Annotated in this window: 25 protein-coding genes; 17 read left to right on the top strand and 8 right to left on the bottom strand. The window is 67.6% G+C overall.

Annotation, left to right across the window (positions count from 1 at the left end):
* Positions 1-2: 2 nt before the first annotated feature.
* The 7 genes from K1T73_RS13095 to K1T73_RS13065 form a co-directional block, all read right to left on the bottom strand.
* Entirely contained in the window at positions 3-350 is a 348-nt protein-coding gene (locus K1T73_RS13095; RefSeq protein ID WP_220601126.1) for a cupin domain-containing protein, read from the bottom strand.
* A 12-nt stretch (positions 351-362) separates the two neighbouring features.
* Positions 363-722: a cupin domain-containing protein gene (locus K1T73_RS13090; RefSeq protein WP_220601125.1), complete on the bottom strand. Its 360-nt coding sequence runs from the start codon at positions 720-722 to the stop codon at positions 363-365.
* On the bottom strand, positions 719-2,005 hold the full coding sequence (locus K1T73_RS13085; protein WP_220601124.1) for a glycosyltransferase: 1,287 nt from the start codon (positions 2,003-2,005) through the stop codon (positions 719-721). The genes K1T73_RS13090 and K1T73_RS13085 overlap by 4 nt, the downstream gene beginning before the upstream one ends.
* A gap of 77 nt (positions 2,006-2,082) precedes the next feature.
* Positions 2,083-3,147, bottom strand: a complete 1,065-nt coding sequence (locus K1T73_RS13080; protein ID WP_220601123.1) for an ABC transporter ATP-binding protein — start codon at positions 3,145-3,147, stop codon at positions 2,083-2,085.
* Positions 3,144-3,932 (bottom strand): ABC transporter permease, encoded by a 789-nt coding sequence (locus tag K1T73_RS13075; protein ID WP_220601122.1) that lies wholly within the window; start codon positions 3,930-3,932, stop codon positions 3,144-3,146. The genes K1T73_RS13080 and K1T73_RS13075 overlap by 4 nt, the downstream gene beginning before the upstream one ends.
* Before the next feature lies 1 nt (position 3,933).
* A complete protein-coding gene (locus tag K1T73_RS13070; protein ID WP_220601121.1) occupies positions 3,934-4,788 on the bottom strand; it encodes an ABC transporter permease in 855 nt (284 codons plus the stop codon).
* A gap of 86 nt (positions 4,789-4,874) precedes the next feature.
* A complete protein-coding gene (locus K1T73_RS13065; protein ID WP_220601120.1) occupies positions 4,875-5,915 on the bottom strand; it encodes a spermidine/putrescine ABC transporter substrate-binding protein in 1,041 nt (346 codons plus the stop codon).
* Between the two features lie 190 nt (positions 5,916-6,105).
* On the opposite strand from K1T73_RS13065, the gene K1T73_RS13060 reads away from it, so the two are divergent.
* From K1T73_RS13060 to bfr, 5 genes are all read left to right on the top strand, one after another.
* Positions 6,106-7,038: a GntR family transcriptional regulator gene (locus tag K1T73_RS13060; RefSeq protein ID WP_220601119.1), complete on the top strand. Its 933-nt coding sequence runs from the start codon at positions 6,106-6,108 to the stop codon at positions 7,036-7,038.
* The gene (locus K1T73_RS13055) at positions 7,035-8,333 is read left to right on the top strand and encodes a glycosyltransferase (protein WP_220601118.1); all 1,299 of its coding nucleotides are present in this window, start codon (positions 7,035-7,037) and stop codon (positions 8,331-8,333) included. The genes K1T73_RS13060 and K1T73_RS13055 overlap by 4 nt, the downstream gene beginning before the upstream one ends.
* A gap of 272 nt (positions 8,334-8,605) precedes the next feature.
* On the top strand, positions 8,606-8,761 hold the full coding sequence (gene hemP / locus K1T73_RS13050) for a hemin uptake protein HemP (RefSeq protein ID WP_409077747.1): 156 nt from the start codon (positions 8,606-8,608) through the stop codon (positions 8,759-8,761).
* 28 nt (positions 8,762-8,789) lie between these two features.
* A complete protein-coding gene (locus K1T73_RS13045; protein WP_220601117.1) occupies positions 8,790-9,056 on the top strand; it encodes a bacterioferritin-associated ferredoxin in 267 nt (88 codons plus the stop codon).
* On the top strand, positions 9,031-9,519 hold the full coding sequence (gene bfr, locus K1T73_RS13040; RefSeq protein WP_220601116.1) for a bacterioferritin: 489 nt from the start codon (positions 9,031-9,033) through the stop codon (positions 9,517-9,519). The genes K1T73_RS13045 and bfr overlap by 26 nt, the downstream gene beginning before the upstream one ends.
* 55 nt (positions 9,520-9,574) lie before the next feature.
* Here bfr and K1T73_RS13035 read toward each other — a convergent pair whose 3' ends face one another.
* Positions 9,575-10,420, bottom strand: coding sequence for a LysR family transcriptional regulator (locus K1T73_RS13035; protein ID WP_220601115.1), 846 nt, complete (start codon positions 10,418-10,420; stop codon positions 9,575-9,577).
* Between the two features lie 131 nt (positions 10,421-10,551).
* On the opposite strand from K1T73_RS13035, the gene K1T73_RS13030 reads away from it, so the two are divergent.
* The 12 genes from K1T73_RS13030 (at position 10,552) to K1T73_RS12975 (ending at position 25,414) form a co-directional block, all read left to right on the top strand.
* Positions 10,552-12,012 carry an aldehyde dehydrogenase gene (locus K1T73_RS13030; protein WP_220603744.1) on the top strand — a complete coding sequence of 487 codons (1,461 nt, stop codon included), beginning with the start codon at positions 10,552-10,554 and terminating at the stop codon, positions 12,010-12,012.
* 16 nt (positions 12,013-12,028) lie between these two features.
* Entirely contained in the window at positions 12,029-13,090 is a 1,062-nt protein-coding gene (locus K1T73_RS13025; protein WP_220601114.1) for an LLM class flavin-dependent oxidoreductase, read from the top strand.
* Positions 13,080-13,676: an amino acid synthesis family protein gene (locus K1T73_RS13020; RefSeq protein ID WP_220601113.1), complete on the top strand. Its 597-nt coding sequence runs from the start codon at positions 13,080-13,082 to the stop codon at positions 13,674-13,676. The genes K1T73_RS13025 and K1T73_RS13020 overlap by 11 nt, the downstream gene beginning before the upstream one ends.
* 41 nt (positions 13,677-13,717) lie before the next feature.
* Positions 13,718-14,521, top strand: coding sequence for an alpha/beta fold hydrolase (locus K1T73_RS13015; protein ID WP_220601112.1), 804 nt, complete (start codon positions 13,718-13,720; stop codon positions 14,519-14,521).
* 66 nt (positions 14,522-14,587) lie between these two features.
* Positions 14,588-16,213 carry an amidohydrolase gene (locus K1T73_RS13010; RefSeq protein ID WP_220601111.1) on the top strand — a complete coding sequence of 542 codons (1,626 nt, stop codon included), beginning with the start codon at positions 14,588-14,590 and terminating at the stop codon, positions 16,211-16,213.
* A 56-nt stretch (positions 16,214-16,269) separates the two neighbouring features.
* Positions 16,270-17,346: a phosphotransferase enzyme family protein gene (locus K1T73_RS13005; RefSeq protein WP_220601110.1), complete on the top strand. Its 1,077-nt coding sequence runs from the start codon at positions 16,270-16,272 to the stop codon at positions 17,344-17,346.
* 105 nt (positions 17,347-17,451) lie between these two features.
* Positions 17,452-17,823 (top strand): PRC-barrel domain-containing protein, encoded by a 372-nt coding sequence (locus K1T73_RS13000; protein ID WP_220601109.1) that lies wholly within the window; start codon positions 17,452-17,454, stop codon positions 17,821-17,823.
* Between the two features lie 219 nt (positions 17,824-18,042).
* A complete protein-coding gene (locus K1T73_RS12995) occupies positions 18,043-19,260 on the top strand; it encodes an efflux RND transporter periplasmic adaptor subunit (RefSeq protein WP_220601108.1) in 1,218 nt (405 codons plus the stop codon).
* Between the two features lie 24 nt (positions 19,261-19,284).
* Positions 19,285-22,413, top strand: coding sequence for an efflux RND transporter permease subunit (locus K1T73_RS12990; RefSeq protein ID WP_220601107.1), 3,129 nt, complete (start codon positions 19,285-19,287; stop codon positions 22,411-22,413).
* 111 nt (positions 22,414-22,524) lie between these two features.
* On the top strand, positions 22,525-23,196 hold the full coding sequence (locus K1T73_RS12985) for a response regulator transcription factor (protein WP_220601106.1): 672 nt from the start codon (positions 22,525-22,527) through the stop codon (positions 23,194-23,196).
* A complete protein-coding gene (locus K1T73_RS12980) occupies positions 23,193-25,019 on the top strand; it encodes a sensor histidine kinase (RefSeq protein ID WP_220601105.1) in 1,827 nt (608 codons plus the stop codon). Before K1T73_RS12985 ends, K1T73_RS12980 begins: the two co-directional genes overlap by 4 nt.
* Positions 25,020-25,192: 173 nt before the next feature.
* Entirely contained in the window at positions 25,193-25,414 is a 222-nt protein-coding gene (locus K1T73_RS12975; RefSeq protein WP_220601104.1) for a hypothetical protein, read from the top strand.
* Positions 25,415-25,433 lie beyond the last annotated feature (19 nt).

Raw genomic sequence — 25,433 nt, 5'->3', positions numbered from 1 at the left:
GGTCAGCGGATCATGTAGACCTTCTTGACGGTCTCGTGGACCGTGCAGAAACCTTTCCAGTCCTTCGGAAAAAACGCGGCGGTATCGGGAGTTATCTCGATGATCTCACCTTCTTCATGAACATAGGTGCAGCGCCCTTCGAGGAAATGGCAGAACTCGTCCGAGGTGACGTGGCACTCCCATTTTCCGGGGGTGCAGATCCACAGGCCGCATTCGCTTTCGCCGTTCGGTCCCTTGTGGAGCACCTTGCCGGAGGTGCGGCTTTCGCCTTCGATCATGGTGGGGATGACCCCCCAGTCCACCGTGTCGGTCACGTCGAGCGGGTTTCGCATCACGGGTGTCGTTGTCATTACGGGCCTCCTTCAGGTCAGCATGTAGATGTTGCGCAAGGTCTCGTGCACCTCGCATTCGCCGGACCAGCCTTGCGGGAAAAGCACGCAGGTTCCGGGGGTTGCCTCGATCTCTTCACCCCTGTCCGAGCGATAGGTGGCGCGACCGGCGACGAAATGGCAGAACTCGTCGCGCGGCAGGCTCAGGCGCCAGCGCCCGGGGGTGCAGACCCAGATGCCGGTCTCGGGCGAGTTGCCCGGACCCTTGTAGAGAAGCCGCCCGGTCGAATGCGATTGCCCCTCGAGCATGTCGGGTTGCGGCCCCCAGTCCACGAGATCGTCAAAGGTGGTGGCCCCGTGGATATGCGGGGCCGAGGAGTCGAGCTTCGTCATCCCTTTTTCTCCGCGAGGTCGATCAACAGGCGCGCGGCCTTCTCCTGACCGTTCTGCGCCTGCATATGCGCCGACGTCTTCTCAAGTCTGGCCTGCATCTCCTTGTCGGAAAGGCATTTTTCGATCTTTTCCTTCAGATCGTCCTCGGACCAGTCATAGCGGTCCATGCGGAAGCCGTGGCCGGTTTCCTGAACCCGCATCGCGTTGTCGTGCCCGTCCCAGACATAGGACATGATGATCGCGGGTTTGCCGAAATAGAGGCATTCGGTGAAGGAGTTGTTGCCGCCGTGGTGGATCACCACATCGACCTGCGGGATGACCGAGGGCTGCGGATACCAGCTTGCCAGGTGCACGTTTCCGGGGGTCTCGCCATACTCCTCCATGTAGTCGCCCACGTTGACCAGCGCGCGGTAACGCGAGTTGCCGATCACGTCGATGATCCGCTTGATCAGGTCCGTGTCGCCCGCCCCGAGCGAGCCGAACGAGACATAGAGGAGCGGGCCGTCGTTGTTCTTCTCGAAGGTGGGAACCTCGTAGGGTTCATCCTGCCGCACGCAGCCCTCGAGATACTGGAACTTCTCGGGGTCGAGCGGTTTGGCGCGATCGTATTTCACCTGCTCGGGATAGAGCAGCAGGTTAAGGTATGGGGACGGCTCGAAGAACTCGCCCAAGGGGTAGGGATCCTCGCCGGTGGATTTCAGGAACTCGTTGAAATCGTCATGGATGGGCTTGATTACCTCGTTGAATTTCTTGCGGAATCTCGCGTGTCCCTCGGTGTCGTCCTCGGACATGCCCGACAGGTGCGGCGGGATCGCCTCGTCCTCGATCTCGTTCTCGGAGCAGGAGATGATCCGCACCCAGGGCACGCCGTATTGCTTGATCGCCGGAAACAGGATCACGTTGTCGACCGAGATCACGTCGGGCTGGATCCTGGCCAGGACACCGGGCAGGTCCTTCTCGGCCCACTTGGCGCTGTCGACGATCGCCTCCCAGCATTCCTTGACGTAATTGTCAATTTGATCAATGGGTTGCTTGCGGAAATTGGGAATATGGGAGTTGATGAAATCCTCCCAGAACTTGGCCATCTTCTCGGGCGGCATGGGCTCGGACAGGGCCACGGGATGCGCCTCGAAGCCGTAGCCCTCGTAGACCTCGACAAAGCCCGGATCGCTGAGGAAGACGGCCTTGTGACCCATCCGTTCGACGGCCTGGGCGATGCCCACGGAATTGAGCGCGGGGCCGAAGGCGGCCTCGGGGAAGAATGCGAAGGTTTTCTGTGCCATGGTCTCTCTCCTGTCGGTTTTCGGCGTCGGTATCCATGTCGGTATCCACGTCGGTATGACGTCGGTGCATTGGTTAATCAGGTCTTGAAGACGCGGGTGTCGCGGGCGGACCAGCCCACGGTGATTTCGGTCCCCTCGGACAGTTCGCGCCCCTCGGCCTCGCCCGCGGTCAGCCGCACGAGAAGCGGCTCGGGCGCGAGCGGGGTCTCGAGATGGAGTTGCAGGTCAAGCCCGTGATAGGCCATCGCCACGAGACGGCCCGTCACGCCGTTGTCGTGCCCCTCCGCACCGAGATGCAGACGCTCGGGCCGGATCGCGGCGGCGACCTCGCTGCCCTCGCCGGCGCCCTCGGGCAGGGAGGCCGCGATGCGGGTGCCGTCCCGCGCCACGAGGGCACCCCGGTCGACGCGGGCGGGCAGGAAATTCATCACCCCGATGAAGTCGGCGGCGAAGCGGCTGGCGGGACGCTCGTAGATGTCGCGCGGCGTGCCACACTGGAGAAGCGCGCCATCCTTCAGGATCGCGATGCGGTCGGCCATCACGAGCGCCTCTTCCTGATCGTGGGTGACGACGATGAAGGTGATCCCGAACTGGTCCTGGATGCGCTTCAGCTCGAGCTGCATCGCGCCGCGCAGCTTCTTGTCGAGCGCGCCCAGCGGTTCGTCCAGAAGCAGGAGCCGCGGCCGCTTGACCAGCGCGCGCGCCAGCGCCACGCGCTGCCGCTGACCGCCCGAGAGCTGATCGGGCTTGCGGCGGGCCAGCGGGGCAAGCTGGATCATCTCGAGCATCTCGTCCACGCGGGCCCTGATCTCGCTGCGCGGCAGGCGCTCCATCTCGAGCCCGTAGGCGATGTTCTGCGCCACGCTCATATGCGGGAAAAGCGCGTAGGACTGGAACATGAGGTTGACCGGCCGGTGATTGGGCGGCACGCGCGAGATGTCGCGGCCGTCCAGCCGGATTTCGCCCTCTGTCGGCGTCTCGAACCCGGCGAGCATCCGCAGGAGCGTGGTCTTGCCCGAGCCGGACGCGCCCAGAAGTGCGAAGAATTCGTTCTCGGCGATGTCGAGGCTCACCCCGTCCACCGCGCGGACCGCGCCGAAATCCTTTGTGATGCGATCGAGTGCAAGAAGCGGTTCGGTCATTGGCCCGGCAGCCTCCCGCGGTTGAGACGCTGCGACAGCGTGAGCATCACGACCGAGAGCGCCATCACGATGGTCGAGAGCGCGTTGATCTCGGGCGTGACGCCGAAACGGATCATGGCGAAGATCTGCATCGGAAGCGTGATCGAATCGCGCCCCGCCCCCGCGGTGAAGAAGGCGATGATGAACTCGTCCACCGAGAGGGTGAAGGCCAGCAGCGCGCCCGCGATCACCGCGGGGCTGAGCACCGGCAGCACGACGCGCCGCAGCGTCGTGACCGCCCCCGCGCCGAGGTCCGCCGAAGCCTCCACGATGGACCAGTCGAAGCTTTTCAGTCGCGCGCGCACCACGGCACAGACGAAGGCGAGGTTGAAGACCACGTGGCTCACGATGATCGTGTGCAGCCCCATGGTGACGTTCAGGAGCGAAAAGAAGCTTAGCAGCGCGATGGCCAGCACGATGTCGGGAATGATCATCGGCGCGAAGATGATGGTCTCGAGAAACCGGCCCTTGCGCCGCCGGATCTCGACCCCCACGGCCAGGAGCGTGCCGAGGAGCGTGGCGAGAAGGGTCGAGGCCAGCGCCACGATGAGCGTGTTGCCCGCGGCCTTGAGGATGTCACCGTTGCGAAGAAGCTCGCCATACCACTTGACGGAAAACCCGGTCCAGGCGGTCGGCAACCCGCTTTCGTTGAACGACAGCGCCACGAGGACCGAGATCGGCACGTAGAGGAACGCGAAGGTGAGCCCGAGGATCGTGAGCATGAGGGGCAGGGGCGCGGATTTCATCTCAGCCCTCCTCGCGCCGCGCGCCCGAGCCGCGCTCGGCCGCGTAGGTCTGGGCGGTGAGCAGGACCATCATGATCGCGATGAGCACCATCGACAGCGCCGCGCCGAAGGGCCAGTCATTCGCGGTCAGGAACTGCGCGTAGATGAGGTTGCCGATCATCTGGAACTGTCCGCCGCCCAGCAGCGCGGGCGTCACGAAATTGCCGATCGAGAGGACGAAGACGAAGACGAAGCCGGTGGCGATGCCCGGCACCGTCATGGGCAGGGTGACGCGCCGGAACGTGGTCCAGCCCGAGCCGCCGAGGTCGCGCGATGCCTCCTCGATCTCGGGGTTGAGACGCGAGAGCGGCGCGTAGCAGGCGAGGATCACGAAGGGCAGGTAGTTGTAGACCAGTCCCACCACGACGGCGGGCTCGGTATAGAGAAGCTTGGGCAACTCGCCCTCGAACCCCATCCACCGGGCAAGGCCGGTGATGAGCCCCTCGCGGTTCAGGAGCACGATCCAGGCATAGGTCCGCACGAGATAGTTGGACCAGAAGGGCAGCACCGCGAGAAAGAGAAGCCAGGGCTGATGCCGGCGGGGCATGGCGGCAATGGCATAGGCGGCGGCATAGCCGATGACCACCGCGATGAGCGCCGCGAGCCCCGCGATCCAGGCCGATTTCAGGAAGATCGACGCATAGAGCGGATCGACCACCAGCGCGAGGTTCTCGAGCGTCAGCGTGTAGTCGATCCCGCCGTAGAGGCCGCGCCGGAAGAAGGCCAGCGCGAGGATCAGAAGGCATGGCACGACCATGAAGGCGCTCAGCCAGACGAGCGCCGGTGTCATGAGGGTGAGCGGCTTGCGGTCTTGCATCGGTTACGGATCACACACGCGAAAGGACGGTGGCAGGGTGGGGCCGGCGCGGGGAGAGCGCGCCGGCCGCTCTGGTCAAGGCGCGCTCAGTTCGCCGCCTTGATCTCCGAGACGGTGCGGGAATAGTCGCGCTGCGCCTCGCCCACGTCGCGGAGCTGTTCGTATTGCATCATCTCGGCGGGGCTCATCCCCATGTTGGGGAACGTCTCGATGAGCGACGGGTCGAGCCCCTCCATCGCGGCTTCGTTCGGCACCTTGTAGAGGATGTTCTCGGCCGCCCAGCGGTGGGTTTCGGCGCCGAGTATGTAGTTCACGAAGTCATAGGCCGCGTCCTTGTTCTCGGACGCCTTGAGGATGACCATCGTGTCGACCCAGAGGTCCGAGCCTTCTTCGGGGATCGTGTACCTGATGTCCGGGTTCTCGGCGATGCCGTAGTTGCACCAGCCGTCCCAGGCATGGACCATCTCGGCCTCGCCCGACACGAGCTTGGCGTAGAAGGTCGTGTCGTCATAGGCCAGCAGCGTGCCCTTGGCGTCGATGAGCAGGTCGCGCACCTCGGCCATCTTGTCGGGGTCGGTCTCGTTGACGGAATATCCCTTGGCCAACTGCCCCGCAGCCAGAAGCCAGCGGTCGGTGGCGAGCATCGTGGTCTTGCCCTTGAGGTCGTCCGAGGGTTGCAGCAGCGCCATCCAGCTTTCCGGCTCGTCCACGAGGTCCGAGCGATAGCAGAGGCCCGTCGTGCCCCAGGCGTAGGGCACCGAGAACTGGTTGCCGGGATCGTGTTCGAGCCGGGTGGCCTCCTCGTAGAGGTTCTCGAGATTGGGAAGTTTCGAGTGATCGAGCTCCTCGGCGAGGCCGAGATTGTGGAGCACCTCGGCGAAGGGCGAGGAGACGAACACCACGTCATAGCCCTTGCCCTTGGAGGCGATGAGCTTGCCCATGATCTCCTCGTTCGTGGCGTGCAGGACAAGTTCGGCGTCGTGGCCGGTCTCTTCGTTGAAGCTCTCGATCGCGTCGGGGGCCATGTAGCCGTCCCAGTTCGAGACCGTGAGATCGGCGGCCATCGCGGGCAGCGCCGCGAGGCCCAGCGCGAGGGTGGCCGTGGCGGTGAAACTTTGTCGGATCATGGGTCGAAACCTCCATTCGTCTGTCGGACCCGCGGGCGCCCGGGCGGGGCGCGTTCGCGAAATGATTTGGCACGGTTCTTGTTGACCGTTATGCAGTAAGTATTCTTGACTGAAAAAATACGTCAACTTGTATTCGCTGTTCTGTCCGACGCCCGCCGGGGCCCGGCCTGGGCGGCAAAGGGTGAGGGGCATGGCCGAGACCCGGCGCAACGCAAGGCAAAACCACATCGCGCTCGCGCAGCAGGTGCTGGGCGTGGTGCTCGAAGAGGGGTTGAGGCAGGGCGACCACCTGCCCGAGCAGCGCTTCTCGACCGCCTGCGGCGTGTCGCGGACACCCATCCGCGCAGCGTTCAAGCTGCTTGAAAGCAAGCAGATTCTCGAATGGCGCGAAGAGGAGGGGTATTTCCTGCGCCGGGCCGAACCCGACGACCTGGCGCGGGTCGCGAGCGCGCTCGACGCGCAGGACGGGTCGCTCGCGGCGCGCATCCTGGCGGACCGGGCCGAGCGGCGGATCGGCGACGTGCAGTCGGTGAGCGGATTGACGCGGCGGTATGGCACGTCACGTCACATGGTATTAAATGCGCTAAAAATACTGTCGCGGGACGGGATCGTCGCGCAGCTTCCGGGCCGGGCCTGGGCGTTTCAGCCGATGTTCGATTCTCCCAAGGCCATCGATGACAGCTACGCGATGCGCCTCACGCTCGAGCCGCAGGCGATCCTCGCGCCCGGCTTCGCCCTCGATCCGGCGCGGGCGAACGTGCTGCGCGGTCAGATCGACGACCTGCTGCAAAGCGGGCCGGTCGCGCTCACGGCACAGGGCTTCCTGCGCCTCGATTGCGAGTTTCACGGCGCGCTTGCCGAAAGCTGCCGCAACCGGTTCCTGCGGGGCACCCTGCTCACCCATCACCGGCTGCGCCAGGCCACCCAGAAGGACACCACGATCCCCGAGTTCCGCCTGCGCCAGGCGCTGGGCGAGCATCTCGACATTCTCGACGCGCTCGAGCGGGGCCAGTTCGAACTTGCGGCCGATCACATGGTGCTGCACCTGCGCCGGTCGCGCGCGCGCCGGACCGAGGCCGCCACGCGCGGCTTCGCCCCGATGAAGCGGGGGGCACGCCGATGAGCGGGCCGGTGATCGCGCTCTTCCCCGAGGCGAGCTTCGGTGCCGCGCTCAATTGCGTGGGCATTGCCCAGCAGTTGCGGCGCATGGGCGCGCGCCCGGTCTTCATCTGCCATCCGGGCTTCACCGGTGTCTTCGCCGAATACGGCTTCCGCGAATACCATCTGCCCGACACGGCGGGTGGCGACGGGCCGGGCGAGGCCGATGACTACTGGCAGGGCTTCATCACAACCCACCTGCCGCATTTCGACCTCGACCCGGTGGCGCAGCTTCCGACTTACGTGGCGCCCACGTGGGAGGCGATCGTCGATACGGTCGAGGCCGCCGAGGCGGGGCTGGCCGCGCTGCTCGAGCGGATCCGGCCCGACGCGATCCTGCTCGACAACGTGATCATGTTTCCCGCCATCGCGACGGCGGGCGTGCCCTGGGTGCGGGTGGTGTCCTGCGCCGAGACCGAGATACCGGACCCGAACGTGCCACCCTACCTTTCGGGCCTTCCGCCCGAGGATGCCGGGGCCCGCGCCGCGTTCGAAGCGGCATACATACGCGCGACCCGGGCCCCGCATGACCGCTATGCCGCGTTCCGGGCGCGCCACGGGCTCGCGCCCCTGCCGGAGGGCTGCTTTCTCGAGACGTCGCCGCATCTCAACCTCCTGCTCGCCCCCGGCATCGTGCGCTATCCGCGCGCGGCCCCCTTGCCGCCCGAGCGCTTCGTCTTTCTCGAGGGCTGCGTGCGCGACGAGGCACGCTTCGACCCGCCCGCCTTTCCGGCGGGCACCGAGGGTCCGCTCGTCTACATGAGCTTCGGCAGCCTCGGCGCCATCGACACGGCGCTGACGCAGGCGATGATCGAGGTTTTCGCGGGCATCGAGGCGCGCTTTCTGGTCAATGTGGGCGCCTTCATCGAGGCGTTCGACGCGGTGCCCGACAACGTCCATCTCGCCGGATGGTTTCCGCAGCCTTCGGTCGTCGCGCAATCCGCGCTCTTCATCCATCACGGCGGCAACAACAGCTTCTGCGAGGCGCTTTATCACGGGGTGCCGTCGCTGGTGATGCCCTATTGCTGGGACGGGCATGACAACGCGCAGCGGGCCGAGGCGGTGGGCGCGGGCCGTCACATGGTCCGGCGGGGCTGGGAGGCGGCAGAATTGCGCGCGGCGATCGAAGGGCTTCTGGCCGACCGGGCGATGCGCGACCGCCTTGGCGCGGCGTCGCGCGCGATGCAGGCGCGGCCCGGCGCCGAGGCCGCCGCGCGCGCCGTGCTCGAGCTTCTCGAGGGCGGAAAAAAGCCCGAGTGAAAAACCCGGATTGACATACCTGAGCAAATAAATCAGAAAAAGACTCGTCAGCCACGCCACCCCGCACGGGGCGGCCAGCCGGACGCCAGATTCAGCAGACCGCGCAAGCCCGATGCCAGCGCCGAACAGGGACACGTCGAATGAGAGCGACGCAGAGCGAGCGGACCGAGATCCTCGATGCCGTGATCGGCTGCGAGATGACGGGCCTCGGCCTCGAGACCGTGCTCGACCATCTCGACGCCCCCGAGCGACATAGGGAGCATACCGCCATGATGATCAAGCAGACCACCAATCCGCCCGTCGAGAGCTTTCCGGTCTACAAGGCCACCGACCTGACCGAGGGGCGCGACCAGGCGCGCATCCAGCTCGGCGATCAGCTCTATACCCTGCGCATCACCCGCGCGGGCAAGCTCATCCTGACGAAATGATTTCCATGCGGGGCCGGGACGCACACGCATGATCATCTGCCACTGTCAGAACATCACCGACCGCGACATCGACGCCGCCATCGACTGGATGCGTGCCTCGGACCCCGCGACACTCGTCACCGCAGGCAAGGTCTATCGCGCGCTGGGCAAGCGGGCCGATTGTGGCGGATGCATGCCGCTCTTCCTTGCCACCATGCGCAGAAACGATAACCTCGAGATACCGATGGAACTCCGCGGCCTGCGGGCCCCGGCAACACAGGGAAAGAGATATGCAGGGCGACAAGAAAGTCATTGAATACCTCAACAAGGCACTCCGCAGCGAGCTGACGGCGATCAGCCAGTACTGGGTCCACTACAAGCTTCAGGAGGACTGGGGCCTCGGCGCGATGGCCCGGAAGAGCCGCGAGGAAAGCATCGAGGAGATGAACCACGCCGACAAGCTGATCGAGCGGATCATCTTTCTCGAGGGCCACCCGAACCTGCAGAAGCTCGATCCGCTGCGCATCGGCCAGACGCCCAAGGAAACGCTCGAATGCGACCTCGCCGCCGAGATCGAGGCGCGCGCGCTCTATACCGAGGCGCGGGAATACTGCGCGAGCGTGAGCGATCACACCTCGAAGGACCTTTTCGACCAGCTTCTCTATGACGAGGAAGGACATATCGACTTCCTCGAGACGCAGCTCGACCTGCTGGAGCGCGTGGGCGAACAGAACTACGCGCATCTGAACGCCTCGAAGATGGACGACACCGAGAAGTAAGCCGCGCCCCGGATGATGCAGGGGGCGTGCCCCCTGCCGAGCCCGGCCGGGTGGATCAGGCGTGCAGGGGCGCCTTCAGCGTCTCGACCAGCGCGTCGAACCAGGGCCAGTTCTCCGCCGCCGTGTCGGTCACGATCAGGTTCTTCTTGCGCAGGTAGACCGGCGCCTCGAGCACGTGGAGCGCGCCCCGTTCCACATGCGGCGCGGCCAGCGCGCGCGGCAGGTAGGCCGAGCCGCCGCGCTCGAGCAGGAATTGCAGCGCCCACCACGAGCTGTCGAAGCTGATCCGCGCGATCCCGGCATCGTGGTAGGTCTCGGCATGCTGGCGGCGATACTCCTCGCCGTGATCGACGAAGACATATCGCGGATCGGAGTCGATGGGCGTCTCGGGCCGGTCCGAGTAGAGGACAAGCTCTTCGGGCGGGAGCGGATGCACCGTCTGGTTGCCGCGCGTGATGGCGTCGTAGGTCAGGATCACGTCCACCTGTCCCGAGGCAAGCCAGTCCTCGAGGTCGCGCCCGCTGCCCTGCTGGACCGAGACGGCCATGTCCGGATGACCCGACACCACCCCGTCGAAGAAGGCCCGTCCCGGCCCGTGCCAGAGCTCGCGGTCGCAGCCGAAGGTACAGACCGAGCTCAGCCCGGCCGGAAGCGCCGTCTCGTATTGCGCCTGCCGCCAGAGTCCCGTCATGATCCGCGCATAGCGCAGCAGCTTGGTGCCCGCGGGCGTCAGGGTGACGCCCGATTTCTGCCGGTTGACGAGCTGCTGGCCCAGCGCGTCCTCGAGCGTCTTGAGCCGCGCGGTCACGGTGGATTGCGTGACATGGAGCACCTGCGACGCCCGCACGAGGCTTCCGGTGTCGACGATGGCGATGAAGGTGCGCAGCGAGGTGATGTTCATCGGGACGGGCTCCAAATTCGAAGTTTCCGAACTTGTAAAGCGAAACATTTCATTTTCAAGAATTGATCCGCTGTGCGATTGTCCGCGCCGATGCGACGAACAGGGTATCCACAGTGACGAAAACCTACCAGATGCTGATCGACGGCGCGTGGGTCGATGCGGGCGACGGCGCGCGCTTCGACACGATGAACCCGGCCACCGGCGCGGTCTGGGCCAGCGTGCCCGAGGCCACCGCCGAGGACGTGGACCGCGCCGTGCGCGCCGCCCACCGCGCCTGCTACGAGGGGCCCTGGGCGCGGATGACGCCGACCGAGCGCGGGCGCTGCCTGCGCCGGCTGGGCGATCTGCTGGCCGATCAGTCCGAGCGCCTGGGCGAGATCGAGACGCGCGACACCGGCAAGCTCTTTGCCGAGACGCGGTGGCAGGCGAAATACATCAGCGAATTCTTCCATTTCTACGCGGGGGCCGCCGACAAGATCCAGGGCGACACCCTGCCCATCGACAAGCCCGACATGTTCGTCTTCACCAGCCGCGAGCCGCTGGGCGTGATGGCGGGCGTCGTGCCGTGGAACAGCCAGCTTTTCCTTACCGCGGTGAAGCTCGGCCCCGCGCTCGCCGCCGGCAACACGGTGGTGCTCAAGCTCTCGGAACACGCGCCCGCGGTGCTTCTCGAGTTCGGGCGGCTCTTTGCCGAGGCGGGCATTCCCGACGGGGTGGTGAACCTGCTGACCGGGCACGGCGATCCCTGCGGGCGCACGCTCACCTCGCATCCGCTCGTCGCGCGGATCTCGTTCACCGGGGGGCCGGTGGCGGCGCGGCACGTGCTGATGAATTCGGCCTCGAATTTTGCCCAGGTGAGCCTCGAGCTGGGTGGCAAGTCGCCTTTCATCGTCTTCGACGACGCCGATCTCGAAAGCGCGGTCAACGGCGCGGTGGCGGGCATCTTCGGGGCTTCGGGACAGTCCTGCGTCGCGGGCTCGCGGCTTGTCGTGCACGAGGATGTGGCCGACGCGTTCCTCGAGCGCATGGCCGGCATCGCGCGCGAGGTGCGGCTGGGCGACCCGATGGACGAGGCGACGCAGATGGGACCGCTCTGCACGCCGGGCCAGGTCGAGACGATCGAGGCCAACATCGCCCGCGCCACCGAGGAGGGCGCGACCGTCCTTTGCGGCGGCAAGCGCGCCGCGGGGCAGGGGAGCGACCTTTATTTCGAACCGACGATCGTGGACTGTCCGCGCCCCGACCTCGCCATCGTGGATACTGAGCTTTTCGGCCCGGTGTTGAGCGTGCTGCGCTTTCGCACCGAGGCCGAAGCGCTCACCCTCGCCAACGGGTCCGAGCACGGGCTGGCCGCGGGCATCTTCACCCGCGACGGCGCGCGCGCGCTTCGCATGTCGCGCGGCGTGCGGGCAGGGATCGTCTGGGTCAACACCTACCGCGCGGTCTCGCCCATCGCCGAGTTCGGCGGCGTGAAGGCGTCGGGGCATGGCCGCGAGAGCGGGTTCCAGGCCGTCTATGACTACACCCGCCCCAAGACCGTGTGGATGAACACCTCGGACACGCCGATGTCCAACCCCTTCCAGATGAGATGACGAAAGGAGACGCGCGATGAAATTCCACCTTGCCATCAACCTCGAGCGGATGAGCCCCGAGACCGACATGAAGGCGGTGCGCGATCACACGCTCGAGATGGTGAAGATGGCCGACGAGGCCGGGTTCGAGATCGCCTGGGCGGCCGAACACCACGCCATCGAGATGACCATCGCGCCGAATCCGTTCCAGATGCTGACGTGGTGGGGCGAACACACGTCCAGCATCCGCCTTGGCGTGGGCGTGGTGAACGCCGCCTACTGGCACCCGATCAACCTTGCCGGCGAGGCCGCGCTGCTCGACCTGCTGAGCGACGGCCGGCTCGAGTTCGGCATCGGCTCGGGTGCCTACCAGCGCGAGTTCGACCGCATGAAGCCGGGCCTCGATCAGCGCGATTCGTGGCGCTACATGCAGGAGATGCTACCGGTGGTGCAGAAGCTCTGGGAGGGCGATTACGCCCATGACGGAGAGTTCTGGCAGTTCCCCACCGCCACGTCCTGCCCCAAGCCCGTGCAGGAGCGCGTGCCGGTCTGGGTCGCCGCGCGCGCGCCCATCACCTTCGACTACGCGGTCGAGCACGGCTGCAACATCATGAGCTGGCCGCTCACCATGCCCATGGCCGAGGCCGAGACCTATCGCCAGCGGCTCGACGACGCGGTCGCCAAGCACGGCAAGGGCTTTGACGGGACCTGGGCGCTCATGCGGCACAGCGCGGTCTACGAGACCAGCGAGGACCGCGAGGAGGCGCTGCGCAGCATCCGTCACGTTCTCGCGCAGTTCGGCAACCTGATGATGAAGAAGGGCGAGGTCGTGAACGGCTTCCCCGAGGAAGTCCCCCTCGAGGAGCTTGACGGAAATGCCCGTGTCGATCCGGCGATGCTCGAGGAAAACCTCCTTTTCGGCGATCCCGAGACGGTCACCGAGAAGCTGCGCGCCTACGAGGCGCTGGGCGTGGACGCGTTCATCTACTACGCCTCGATGGGCATGGACATGGAGCAACAGAAACGCTCGCTGCGGCTTTTCATCGACAAGGTGATGCCCGCCTTCGCCGACGCGAAGGAGATGGCCCATGCCGGTTGAGATCCGCCGCACGCTGACCCTCGTGCAGACCACGCACAAGGAAGGCTGGAAGGAGGTGGCGGAGCCCACCACGCTCGTCGCTGCCATGGCGATCATCCGCAACCCGTGGTTCGGGCGCGGCCACGTGGAGGACCTGGGCCCCGAGATCCGCGAACACGGCCCCGTGCTGGGCCAGATGCTGACCGACATGATCCTCACCGTCACGGGCGACCGGCTCGAGGGATACGGCAAGGCGTCCGTCACCGGCATCGGCGGCGAGAACGAGCACGGGCAGGGCCTGACCCATTCGCTCTGGTTCGGCAACCGCTATCGCGAGGCGGTGGGCGCGAAATCCTACCTCGTCTTCTCGAACACGCGCGGCGGACCGGGCACCGCGCTCGTCATCCCGCTCATGCACAAGGACGATGGCGGGAAACGCTCGCATTACCAGACGATCCACACGGTCATTCCCGACGCCCCCGCCGATGACGAGATCGTCGTGGCACTGGGCGCGTCGATCGGCGGACATCCCAATCATCGCATCGGCGACCGCTATGCCGACCTGCGCGAGATGGGCCATGACGTCGACAACCCCGCGGGTGTCTAGGCCGGAGACCTCGCGAAACGCACGCTGAAGGAGGGGTTCGGATGGGCGCTCAACCTGACGTGACGGTGGCCACCGCCCATGATCTCGCCGGGCCCGAGGGCGCACCGGCGGTGGTCCTGATCCACGGGCTCGGGCTGTCGCGCGCGGTCACATGGGACCGGATCGCGCCGCAGCTCGCGCGCGATTACCGCGTCCTGAGCTATGACCTGCCGGGCCACGGCGAGAGCGCGCCGCCCGAAGGCGCGCTCGACCTGGCGGCGCTCGGCGCGCAGGTCACGGCGCTGATGGACGCGGCGGGCATCGCGCGCGCGGCGCTGGTGGGCTTCTCGCTGGGCGGGATGATCAACCGGCGCGTGGCGATGGACCACCCGGACCGCGTCTCGGGCCTCGCGATCCTCAACTCGCCGCACGAACGGGGCGAGGCACTTCAGCGCAAGGTCGAGGCGCAGGCCCGCGCGAGCGCCGAGGGCGGCCCCGCCGCCACGCTCGACGCGGCGCTCGCAAGGTGGTTCACCGAGGATTTCCGCGACGCCGAACCCGAGCGCGTCGCCCGCGTGCGCGAGGCGGTGCTGGCCTGTGATCCCCAGGGCTACGCCGCCGCCCGCCGCGTGCTGGCGGAAGGTGTGACCGAACTGATCCGCCCGGTTCCGCGGCTGCGCCATCCCGCGCTCGTCATGACCTGCGAGGACGATATCGGCTCGACCCCGGCGATGAGCTGGGCCATCGCGGGCGAGATGGACGAGGCCGACGTGGTGATCCTGCCGGGGCTGCGGCACCTGGGTCTTGTCGAGCGGCCCGACCTCTTCCTTGCGCCCCTGCGCGGGTTCCTGTCGCGCCTCGCCTGATCCTTCCCCTTGCCCGACCGGGCGTCTCCGTGCCACGCTCCCGCCGACCTGGGAAGGAGACGGATCATGCAATCGGAACGCGTGGATACCATCGTGGTGGATGCCAAGATCGCCACCATGCGGCGCGAGGGCGAGTTCGCCGAGGCGATGGCCCTCTCGCGCGGGCGGATCGTGGCGACCGGCGCCACCGCCGACATCCGCGCCTTCGCGCCCGACGCGGACGTGATCGCCTGTGGCGGGCGCACGGTCATCCCGGGGCTGATCGACAGCCATTGTCACCCCGACATGCACGGCGCGCGGCTGGGCCGCTGGATCGACCTGGGCGAGCTGCGTCCCGACCGCGAGGGCCTGCTGAGCCTCATCCGCCGCGACCTGCGCGGCAAGCCGGCGCGCGAATGGTTCGTGGGCTTCGGCTTCGACGACACGCGGATGGGCGGCTATCCGACGCTTGCGGAACTCGATGCCGCGGCGGGCGACAACCCGGTCTTCATCTATCGCCGCGACGCGCATCTGGGCCTCGTCAACAGCGCGGCGATGGCGGCGGTGGGCTATACCGACGACAGCCCCGACCCGCCCTTCGGCAAGCTCGACCGCGATCCCGCGACGGGCCGCCTCACCGGGCTTCTGCGCGAGACGGCGGCGCACGAGGTCGTGAACCACATCCAGGACGGCTATACTCCCGAACAATTCGCGAGCGGCCTCATACAGGTCTTCGACCGGTTCGCGGGGTTCGGCATCACCTCGGTGCACAACTCTCTCGCCTCGACCAACGGGATCAAGGCCTACCAGATGATGCGCGAGGCGGGCGACCTGCGCCTGCGCGTCGGGCTTCTCGCCTCGGGGCGGGAGGACGAGCTCATCCGCTCCATCATCCGCGCGGGCTGGCGCACGGGCATGGGCGACGAGTGGATCCGCCTCACCGGGGTCGAATGGTGCCCCGATTGCTCCACCTCGGGGCGCACGGCGGCCTATTACACGCCCTATGTCGGCCAGCGCGTGCTGGGTGAGCCCGAGAACAATTGCGGGATGCTTCTTTATGAACAGGGCGATTTCAACGAGCGGGTGACGCAGGCGCATGGCGCGGGGCTGCTGGTGGGTGCGGACGGGGTGGGCGACCGGGGCATCGACTTCGTCCTCGACGGGTTCCAGGCCGCGCTCGACGCGCATCCGCGCGACGATCACCGGATGCGGGTCGAGCATTGCTGCAACGTGACGCCTCCGATCCTCGACCGGCTGAAGCGGATGGGGGTGATCTGTTCGTCGGCCACCGGCTTTGCCTATGATCTGGGCGACGCCTACATCGCCAACCGGGGCGCCGAGGCGATGCGCCACATGTGGCCGCACCGCGACATGATAGACGCGGGCGTGATCGCGCCGGGCCATTCCGACGCGCCGGTCTGCCACCCGAACCCGATGCGCGGCATCCATTCGATGGTCAATCGCGTCACGTCGTCGGGGGCATCGCTCGACGCGAGCCAGGCGGTCAGCGTGCACGAAGCGCTCGAAGCCTACACCACGCTCGGCGCCTTCGCGGGGCGCGAGGAGCATCTCAAGGGACGGCTCGTGCCGGGGATGCTGGGCGATTTCGCGATCCTCGACACCGACATCTTCACCTGTCCGCCCGAGCGGATCCACGAGATCGGGGTGGTCGCGACATACGTGGCGGGAGAGGCCGTGTTCGGGGGGATCTAGGCCGCGACGGCAGAGGTCTGTATAGCGAGGCCGCGAAAGACGTGACGGGAGACGAGATGTCGACGCCGGACATGCCGCTGGCAGAACTTCTGCGCCATCTGGGCGAAATGGCGCAAGCCGCGCTGCCGCTCTGGGACGCGGTGCCGGAGGGGGCGACTGCACGACTGTTCAACGTGGCCGAGAATGCCACCTATCTCGTCGAAGGCGCCGGCGGCTTCCGGGCCGTCCTGCGCATCCATCGCGAGAACTACCACAGCCGCCGCGCCATCGAATGCGAGCTGGCCTGGCTCGAGGCGCTCGGCGCGTCGGGGGTGGTCACGACTCCGGGCTTTTATCCGGGCCGCAACGGAGACCCGATCCAGACGGGCCGCGCCGAGGGGCTCGATGCGCCACGCCACATGGTGCTGTTTCATTTCGTGGAGGGCACCGCGCCGGACGAGAGGGGCGACCTGACGCCGGGATTCGAGGAACTCGGCGCCATCGCGGCGCGCTGTCACGCGCATGTCCTGCACTGGGAGAAACCCGCCCGGTTCGAGCGTCTCACCTGGGACGCCGAGGCGGTGTTCGGCCCCCGCGCCACCTGGGGCGACTGGCGCGACGCGCCGGAAGTGACCGGGGAGATCCGCGAGGTGCTGGAGCGCGTCGAGCAGAGGGTGCGCGCGCGGCTCGACGCCTTCGGCCGGCCGCCCGACCGCTTCAACCTCATCCATGCCGACATGCGCCTCGCCAACCTCTTGGTGGACGAGGGCGGCACGCGCCTCATCGACTTCGACGATTGTGGCTGGGGCTGGTTCCTCTACGATTTCGCGGCCGCCATCAGCTTCATCGAGGACGACCCCCGCATCCCGGCGATCAAGGCCGCATGGGTCCGGGGCTACCGCTCGGTCCGCGACCTCTCGCCCGGGGAAGAGGCCGAGATCGACACGTTCGTCATGCTGCGTCGCATGGCGCTTCTGGCGTGGATCGGCAGCCACATCGAGGCCCCCGAGCCGCGAAAGCTCGCCCCCGGTTTCGCCGCCACCACCGCGCGGCTGGGCCGGGCCTGGCTCGACCGGCTGGGAGAAGAGGCGCAAGGGCCAAGCGAAACGCGCCCTTCGCGACCGCTCCGCGCGTCCGGTGAGCGGCATCGCTGAGCGGCATCGCGCCGTGCCCGGAGATTCTGCGCCACGCCGCTGGAACATGCGCGCGCGGTGGCCGTTGGCCTTGCAACTGTCACCGACACGCAAAGGAGGAACGACATGAAGACGCTCACCACAACCGCACTCGCCGCAATCATGGCCACCGGCATCGCGGGGGTCGCCACCGCGCAATCCGCGACCGACCTCGTGGAATTCGACAAGGTCGTCATCGAACCTTTCGGCACCACGGTCGAGAAGATCGAGGACACAGACATCTATACCACCGGCGGCGACAAGATCGGCGAGATCGAGGACGTGCTCTTCACCCGCGACGGCAAGGCGATGGCCGTTTCCGCCGAAGTGGGCGGCTTCCTCGGCATCGGCGAGAAGGAAGTGGTCATCAATCTCGACCAGATCTCGCGCGAGAATGACCGCATGATCGTGGACATGACCGAGGACGAGATGAAGGCACTTCCCGAGTGGAAGGACTGACCGTTCCAGGTCATGACCCTGTCGAAGCGCCAGCCCTTGCGGGCTGGCGTTTTCGCGCGGGGCCCCGGCCATCGGCCGTGGTGCGGGCTTGCTCTTGCTTGCGATACATGGTCAACGTGACGCCCAGACCCGTCCGTTCACGCCGACGGCGCCGCCGCCGCACGCATCGTTTCCGATCCGCGCGGGCCCGCTTCGCGTCGTCCCCATGCGAGGATCGCAATGTCCCGACTCGCCCGTCTGCTCTCGTTCCTCCTCGTGGCCCTCGTGCCGCTTGCCCCCCACGCGCAGGAAGGTGCGCCGCCGCCTCCCGCCGTCACCGTCATCGCCGTCGAGCCGCAGAACGTCACGCTCACCACCACGCTGCCCGGCCGTGTCGCGGCTTCGGCCGAGGCCGAGGTGCGCCCGCAGGTGAACGGAATCGTCATCGAGCGCCTTTACGAGGAGGGCGGCGAGGTCGAGACCGGCGACGCGCTCTACCGGATCGATCCGGCGAGCTACGAGGCCACCGTCGAGCAGGCCCGCGCCCGCGTCTCGCAGGCCGAGGCGCAGGCGGGTGCCACCGCGCGCGAGGCGGCGCGGCTGCAGGAATTGCAGGCCGGCAACATCGTGAGCGAACGCGCCCTCGACGACGCGATCGCCGCGCGTGACGAGGCGGCGGCGGGGCTCCAGCTCGCGCGTGCGCAGCTCAACGCCGCCGAGATCGAACTGTCGCACACGACGATCCGCGCGCGCCTTTCGGGCCGCATCGGCCTTTCGCAGACGAGCCAGGGCGCGCTCGTCACCGCGAGCCAGGCGCAGCCGCTTGCGGTGATCCGGCGGATCGATCCGGTCTACGTGGATGTCACGCAATCGGCGGCCGAGCTTCTGCGCTGGCGGCGGGGCGAGACGCAGCAGGCGCTTGCGGGCGCGGACGGGACGGTGCGGCTCACGCTGGCCGACGGGACCGACTATGCCCATACCGGGCGGCTCAACGCGGCCGAGCCCAAGGTGGACCCGCAAACCGGCGTGGTGACGCTTCGGATGCAGTTCGCCAACCCCGATCTTCTCTTGCTGCCGGGAATGTACGTGCAGGTCGAGATGCCGGTGGAAAAGGCCGAGGATGTCATCCTCGTCCCGCAGGAGGCGGTGCAGCGCGACCGGCGGGGGCGGCCCATCGTCTGGGTCGTGACCGACGCCGACACGGTCGAGGAGCGCGCCATAGAGATCATCCAGGATCGCGACAGCGACTGGGTGCTCGAGGCCGGGCTCGAACCGGGCGAACGCATCATGGTCGCCGGGTTCCAGAAGACCGCGCCGGGCGGAACCGTGACCCCCGAGCCGCGCGCCGAAGCCCATGGCGACGGTGCGGCGCCTGAGGCGGGCGGCGCTGCCGATGCCGACGCCGAGCCCGGGGGCGACGCGGAGGCGCAGTCCGCGCCCGAGACCGCAGAGCAATGATCCCCGCGCGAGGACCGGCCTGACATGCCCCGTTTCTTCATCGACCGCCCCGTCTTTGCCTGGGTCATCTCGATCCTCATCATGGGCGTGGGCCTTCTCGCGATCCGGCTCCTGCCGGTGGCGCAGTATCCGCAGATCGCGCCGCCCTCGGTATCGGTCGCCGCCACCTATCCGGGCGCGTCGGCCAGCACGGTCGCCAACACCGTGACGCAGGTGATCGAGCAGCAGATGACAGGGCTCGACGGCCTGCGGTATTTCTCCTCGAACTCCACCGCCGCGGGCCGCGCCGAGATCACGCTCACCTTCGAGACGGGGACCGACATCGACATCGCCCAGGTGCAGGTCCAGAACAAGCTGAGCCGGGCGACGCCGCTCCTGCCGGAACCCGTTCAGCGGCAGGGCATCACCGTCGAGAAATCCTCGGCGGGCTTCTTGATGGTCGTGGGCCTCATCTCGACCGATGGCGCGCTCGAACAGGTCGATCTCGCCGACTACATGGTCTCGAACCTCGTGGACGAGCTGAGTCGGATCGAGGGCGTCGGGTCGGTCAACGTCTTCGGCGGGCAATACGCCATGCGGATCTGGCTCGATCCGTCGAAGCTCGCCGCGTTCGAGCTGACCCCGTCGGACGTGGTGGCTGCCGTCTCGGCGCAGAACGCCCAGATCTCGGCCGGCGCCTTCGGGGATCGCCCCGCCGTCGCGGGCCAGCAGCTCAACGCCACGATCACCGCGCAATCGCTGCTGAGCCGGCCCGAGGATTTCCGCCAGATCGTCCTGCGCTCCGAGACCGATGGCGGCCTCGTGCTGCTCGACGACGTGGCGCGGGTCGAGATCGGCGCCGAAAGCTATGCCACCATCGCGCGGTTCAACGGCGATCCGGCGGCCGGCATGGCGATCAGCCTCGCCTCGGGCGCCAACGCGCTCGACACCGCCGAGGCGGTGAAGGAGCGGCTCGAGGAATTCGCGGCCTTCTTTCCCGAGGGTGTCGATTACGTGATCCCCTACGACACCACGCCCTTCGTCGAGATCTCGATCAAGGAAGTGGTCAAGACCCTCTTCGAGGCCATCGGTCTCGTCTTCCTGGTGATGTTCCTCTTCCTCCAGAACCTCCGCGCGACGCTCATTCCGACGCTTGCCGTGCCGGTCGTCCTTCTGGGCACGTTTGGCGTGCTGGCGGCGGCGGGGTTCACGATCAACACGCTGACGATGCTGGCCATGGTGCTCGCCATCGGGCTTCTGGTGGATGACGCGATCGTCGTGGTCGAGAATGTCGAGCGCATCATGGAAGAGGAGGGCCTTTCGCCGCGCGAGGCGACGCACAAGTCGATGGGCCAGATCACCGGCGCGCTCATCGGGATCGCGCTCGTCCTTTCGGCGGTCTTCGTGCCGATGGCCTTCTTCCCCGGCTCGACCGGCGTGATCTACCAGCAATTCGCGATCACCATCGTCTCGGCCATGGCGCTTTCGGTCGTGGTCGCGCTCACCCTGACACCCGCGCTCTGCGCGTCGTTGCTCAAGGCCAAGGATGTCGAGGCGCATGGCCGCAAGGGCGGGCCCTTCGGCTGGTTCAACCGCGGGTTCGCGGCGCTCACCAGCGGCTATACCGGCACCGTGCGCTGGAGCGTGCGGCGGCCCTTCCGGGTGGGCGTCGTCTATCTCGTGCTGGTGGGCGTCATGGTCGCGCTCTTCGCGCGCACGCCCACGGGGTTTCTGCCTGACGAGGACCAGGGCATCCTCTTCACCCTCATCCAGGCCCCCACGGGCGCCTCGGCGGAACGCACGCTCGACGTGCTCGAACAGGTCGAGGATCATTTCCTCGTGGCCGAGGAGGGGGTGGTCAAATCCATGTTCGGCGTCGTCGGGTTCAGCTTCGCGGGACGCGGCCAGAACATGGGCATCGCCTTCGTGCAGCTCGAGGACTGGAAGAAGCGCGAGGAACCGGGCCAGAGCGTTCAGGCCGTCGCCGGCCGGGCCTTCGGCGCCTTCAGCCAGATCCGCGATGCGCAGGTCTTTCCCATCGTGCCCCCCTCGGTGATCGAGCTCGGCAACGTCTCGGGCTTCGACTTCTACCTCCAGGCCCGCGGCGGGCAGAGCCACGCCGACCTTGTCGCGGCGCGCAACCGCGTGCTGGGCGCCGCCGCGCAAAGCCCGCTCATCGCCTCCGCGCGTCCCAGCGGGCTCGAGGACGCGGCGCAGTTCAATCTCGACATCGACTGGCGCAAGGCCGGCGCGATGGGCCTCACCCCCGAGGACGTGGCGCAACTGCTCCAGATCGCCTGGGCGGGCCGTTACGTCAACGACTTCATCGACCAGGGCCGCATCAAGCGCGTCTACGTCCAGGGCGAACCCGACGCCCGCGCCGTGCCGTCGGATATCGACAAATGGCGGGTGCGCAACGCCATGGGCGGCCTCGTGCCCTTCTCGAACTTCTCCGAGGCCGGGTGGGAATACGGCGCGCAGGGGCTCTACCGCTACAACGGCGTGCCCTCGATGCAGCTTCAGGGCACGCCCGCGCCAGGTGTCACCACCGGCGAGGCGATGGCCGAAATGGAGCGCATCGTGGCCGAACTCGGCAGCGGCTACGCGCTCGCCTGGACCGGCCTCTCGCTCGAGGAGCGCGAGTCGGGCAACCAGGCGCCGCTGCTCTACGCGCTGTCGCTCGCCGTGGTGTTCCTGTCGCTCGCGGCGCTCTACGAAAGCTGGTCCATCCCCTTCGCGGTCATGTTCGCCATGCCCATCGGTGTGCTGGGCGCGCTCGTCGGTGCGTGGCTCGGCGGGTTCGAGAACGGGGTGTTCTTCCAGGTGGGGATCCTCACGGTGATCGGCCTGACGGGCAAGAACGCGATCCTGATCGTGGAATTCGCCCGAGAACGATACGAGGAGGGCGAGCGCATCATCGACGCCGTGGCGATCGCGGCCGAACAGCGCTTCCGCCCGATCCTGATGACCTCGATGGCTTTCTCGCTGGGCGTGCTGCCGCTGGTCCTCAGCACCGGCGCGGGCTCGGGCGGGCGCACGGCGATCGGCTCGGGCGTGCTCGGCGGCACGATCTCGGCCACGGTGCTCGGCGTGATCTTCGTGCCGCTCTTCTTCGTCATCGTCACCCGCATCTTCCGCCGCGCGGCAGGGGGCAGGAAAACCGCGGAGACGTGAGACGGACGGCGCGATTTTTCTCGCGCCCCTAGACGGATCCGGCGATTGTAGAATCGACGGGCGCTCAAGTAACCTCGGCATCTGGTTCTCATGCTCGGACATCGACGTCACATGACCAACGACGCTTCCTCGTCCCCGGACGCCGTTGCATCGGTTCTCATCGTCGAGGACCGGCACCAGACGGCCGAGCAGTTGCGACGCGAGATCGCCGCCTCTCCGAGACTGCGGGTGGCGGGCGTTGCCCACAGCGTCGAGGACGGTCTCGAGGCGCTCCACCGGTTGCGTCCGCGTATCGTGCTGAGCGACCTCGGCCTGCCCGACGGATCGGGGCTCGAGATCGTGCGCGCCGTCGCGAAGGCCGATTGGCCCTGCGAGACCATCGTCGTCAGCGTCTTCGGAGAGGAACGCAATGTCGTCGACGCGATCTGTGCAGGCGCGCGGGGCTACATGCTCAAGTTCGAGGCGCTGGACCGCGCCGCCGAGGTGGTTCGCACCGTGCTGGCGGGCGGCAGCCCGATCAGCCCGCAGGTCGCCCGCCACCTTCTGACCATGGTCGACCGGGTGCAGCCCGAGGCGGCAGGGGGTGACGCGCCCGAACTGACCCCGCGCGAGCTCGAGATCCTGCGTCTCGTCGCGCGCGGCTACAAGCGCGAGGAGGTGGGGCAGCGGCTTTCCATCTCGATCAGCACGGTCGGCACCCACATCAACGCGATCTACCGGAAACTCGAGGCCCGCTCGAACATCGAGGCCGTGGCGATCGCGGCGCGGTTCGGGCTTCTGTGAGAGCGGGCCGCGGTCTGGCCCGCGGCACCCTTTCGGTGCTGCTGACGCTGACGCTGCTGGCGGCGCTGGTCTGGCTGGCGCCCGGCCGCGTCACGCCGCTTCCCGGTGCGACGATGATCGACCGGGCGATCCTCTGTTCCGATCCCGCACCGCAGGCGCAATGCGTCGGCGATCCGGTTCCGTTGCCCTTTTTCGGCGGTCTTTCGGGTGCCGTCGGCGACGTGGTGCGCCTGCGCGTGACCGCCGGGGCCACGGCCCAAGGGGGCGACGGGCCGCAGGCGATGTTCTTCCCCCTGTTCAGCGACGCGCTGACCGTGTTCGTGGGGCAGACGCCCGTGCTGCGCACCGCGACGGGCGCCGAAACGCCCTGGCACTGGAACCGTCCGGCCTATGTCCGCGTCCCCGAGCCGTTGCAGGCCGGGGAGGCGCCGGTCGACCTGGTGCTGCGCAGCGCGCCCTGGTTCGAGGTGTCGCTCATGCCATTTCACGCGGGGCCGGACGCGGCGCTGCGCGACGCGTATCTGTGGCGGGCCACGCTGACCCGTGACGTGGCGCGGTTCGGGTTGCTTCTGGCTTTGCTCTGCACCGTGGGGATGACCGGCCTCGCGGTGACGCGGCGGGGCGACAAGGTCTATCGCTGGGCCGCGATCGCGGGTGCCGCGGCCACGGTGTTGAGCCTGCATTACGCCTCGACGCGCCCACCTCTTCCGGCGCCGCTCTGGCAGGCGCTCTGGACCGTGTCGGTCCCGATCCTGATCGCGGCGCTGCACCGGTTCATCCGCCGCTTCCTGCGCCGCCGGCCCGACGGGTTCGAGACCGCGACCCTGGCCTTCGCCCTCGGCTCGGTGCCGGTCATGTTCGTCATGGCCCTGGCCTGGCCCCAGTGGCTGCTGGCCGCCTCCGCGCTGGTGCATGCGGTGGCCCTGGTGATCACGATCTACCTGCTGTCGATCTTCCTGCGCGACCGCCGGTTCACCACGCCGGGCCGGTTCGCGACGCTCTACGTCGCCATGAGCGTCACCGCCGCGCTCGCCCTGCACGATGCGCTCTATTTCTACCTCCGCCCGCCGCCCGTCGCGATGCAACTGGGGCAGTTCATGCCGATGGTGTTCATGTTCGTCACCGGCTGGCTGGTCCTGATGCAACTCGTGACCGCGCTCGGCCGGCAGGAGGCGCTGGCCGCGAAGCTGCGCGAGCGGGTGATCCTGCGCTCGCAGACCCTGCGCCGCACCGCCGATGCGCTGAAGGCGCGCGAACGCGAGATGCTGCTGACCGCGGAACGCCAGCGCATCATGATGGACCTGCATGACGGGGTGGGCGGGCACCTCGTGAACGCGCTGGCCGGATTGCGCCACTCCGACAATGCCGACCCCCATCTGCGCGACCTGCTGGAAGAGGCGCAGACCGACATGGGCCTGATCATCGACAGCCTCTACAATCCCGGCGACGTGGCCGGGTTGCTCGCCATGATGCGCGCGCGGCTCGAGCCGATGCTGGAGCGGCAGGGGCTGCGGTTCGACTGGCAGGTGGAAGACGAGCCGCAGATGCCCGATCCCGGCCCCTCCAGCAACATCGACCTGCTGCGCATCGTGCAGGAATTCGTGACCAACACGAGCAAGCACGCGCAGGCAAGCTGCATCACCGTGCAGACCGGACGACGGCACCTCTGCCTCACCGATGACGGGCGCGGCCTCGACATGGAGGCGCCGGCGCGTCGCGGCCACGGGCTCGCGTCGATGCGCCGCCGTGCCGCGCGTATCGGCGCCACCCTGACCTTGACGGGCGGGGAGGGGGGCACGACGCTGAGGCTCGACTGGCCGTAGCGCAGCCTGCGGGCCGGACGTGGCATCGCGGGGTTCCGCGCCGCCACCGAACCGGTCATTGACCGAGGTTAATGAGCCGCCTTCCCGCCCGGTAGAAGATGGCCACGGAGCCGTCCGTCGAAACCCGCGATACCGTCTCGGCGCGCGCGCCCCTTGCGAAAGGAAGCTGACCGATGTCCTTCGATCCCACGCCCCGTTCCGACCATGACCTGGCCCCGGAAACGCGCTTTCCGACGACCTGCACGATCCCGTTCCTCCTGCTGATCCCCATCGCGGCGGCCTACCTGCCCGGTGGCTCCGCGATCGACGCGGCGCTCCTCGGTGTCTTCGGCGTGCTGCTGGTCGGTCTCTCGCCGCGGTTGAAGGGCGCGATATCCGCGGCACGTTATGCCTGACGCCTCCGATCCCGGGCCC

The organism is Roseovarius sp. SCSIO 43702, from assembly GCF_019599045.1.
In the GTDB taxonomy this organism is placed as follows: Bacteria; Pseudomonadota; Alphaproteobacteria; order Rhodobacterales; family Rhodobacteraceae; genus Roseovarius.
This window is presented reverse-complemented; position numbering and strand designations above follow the sequence as displayed.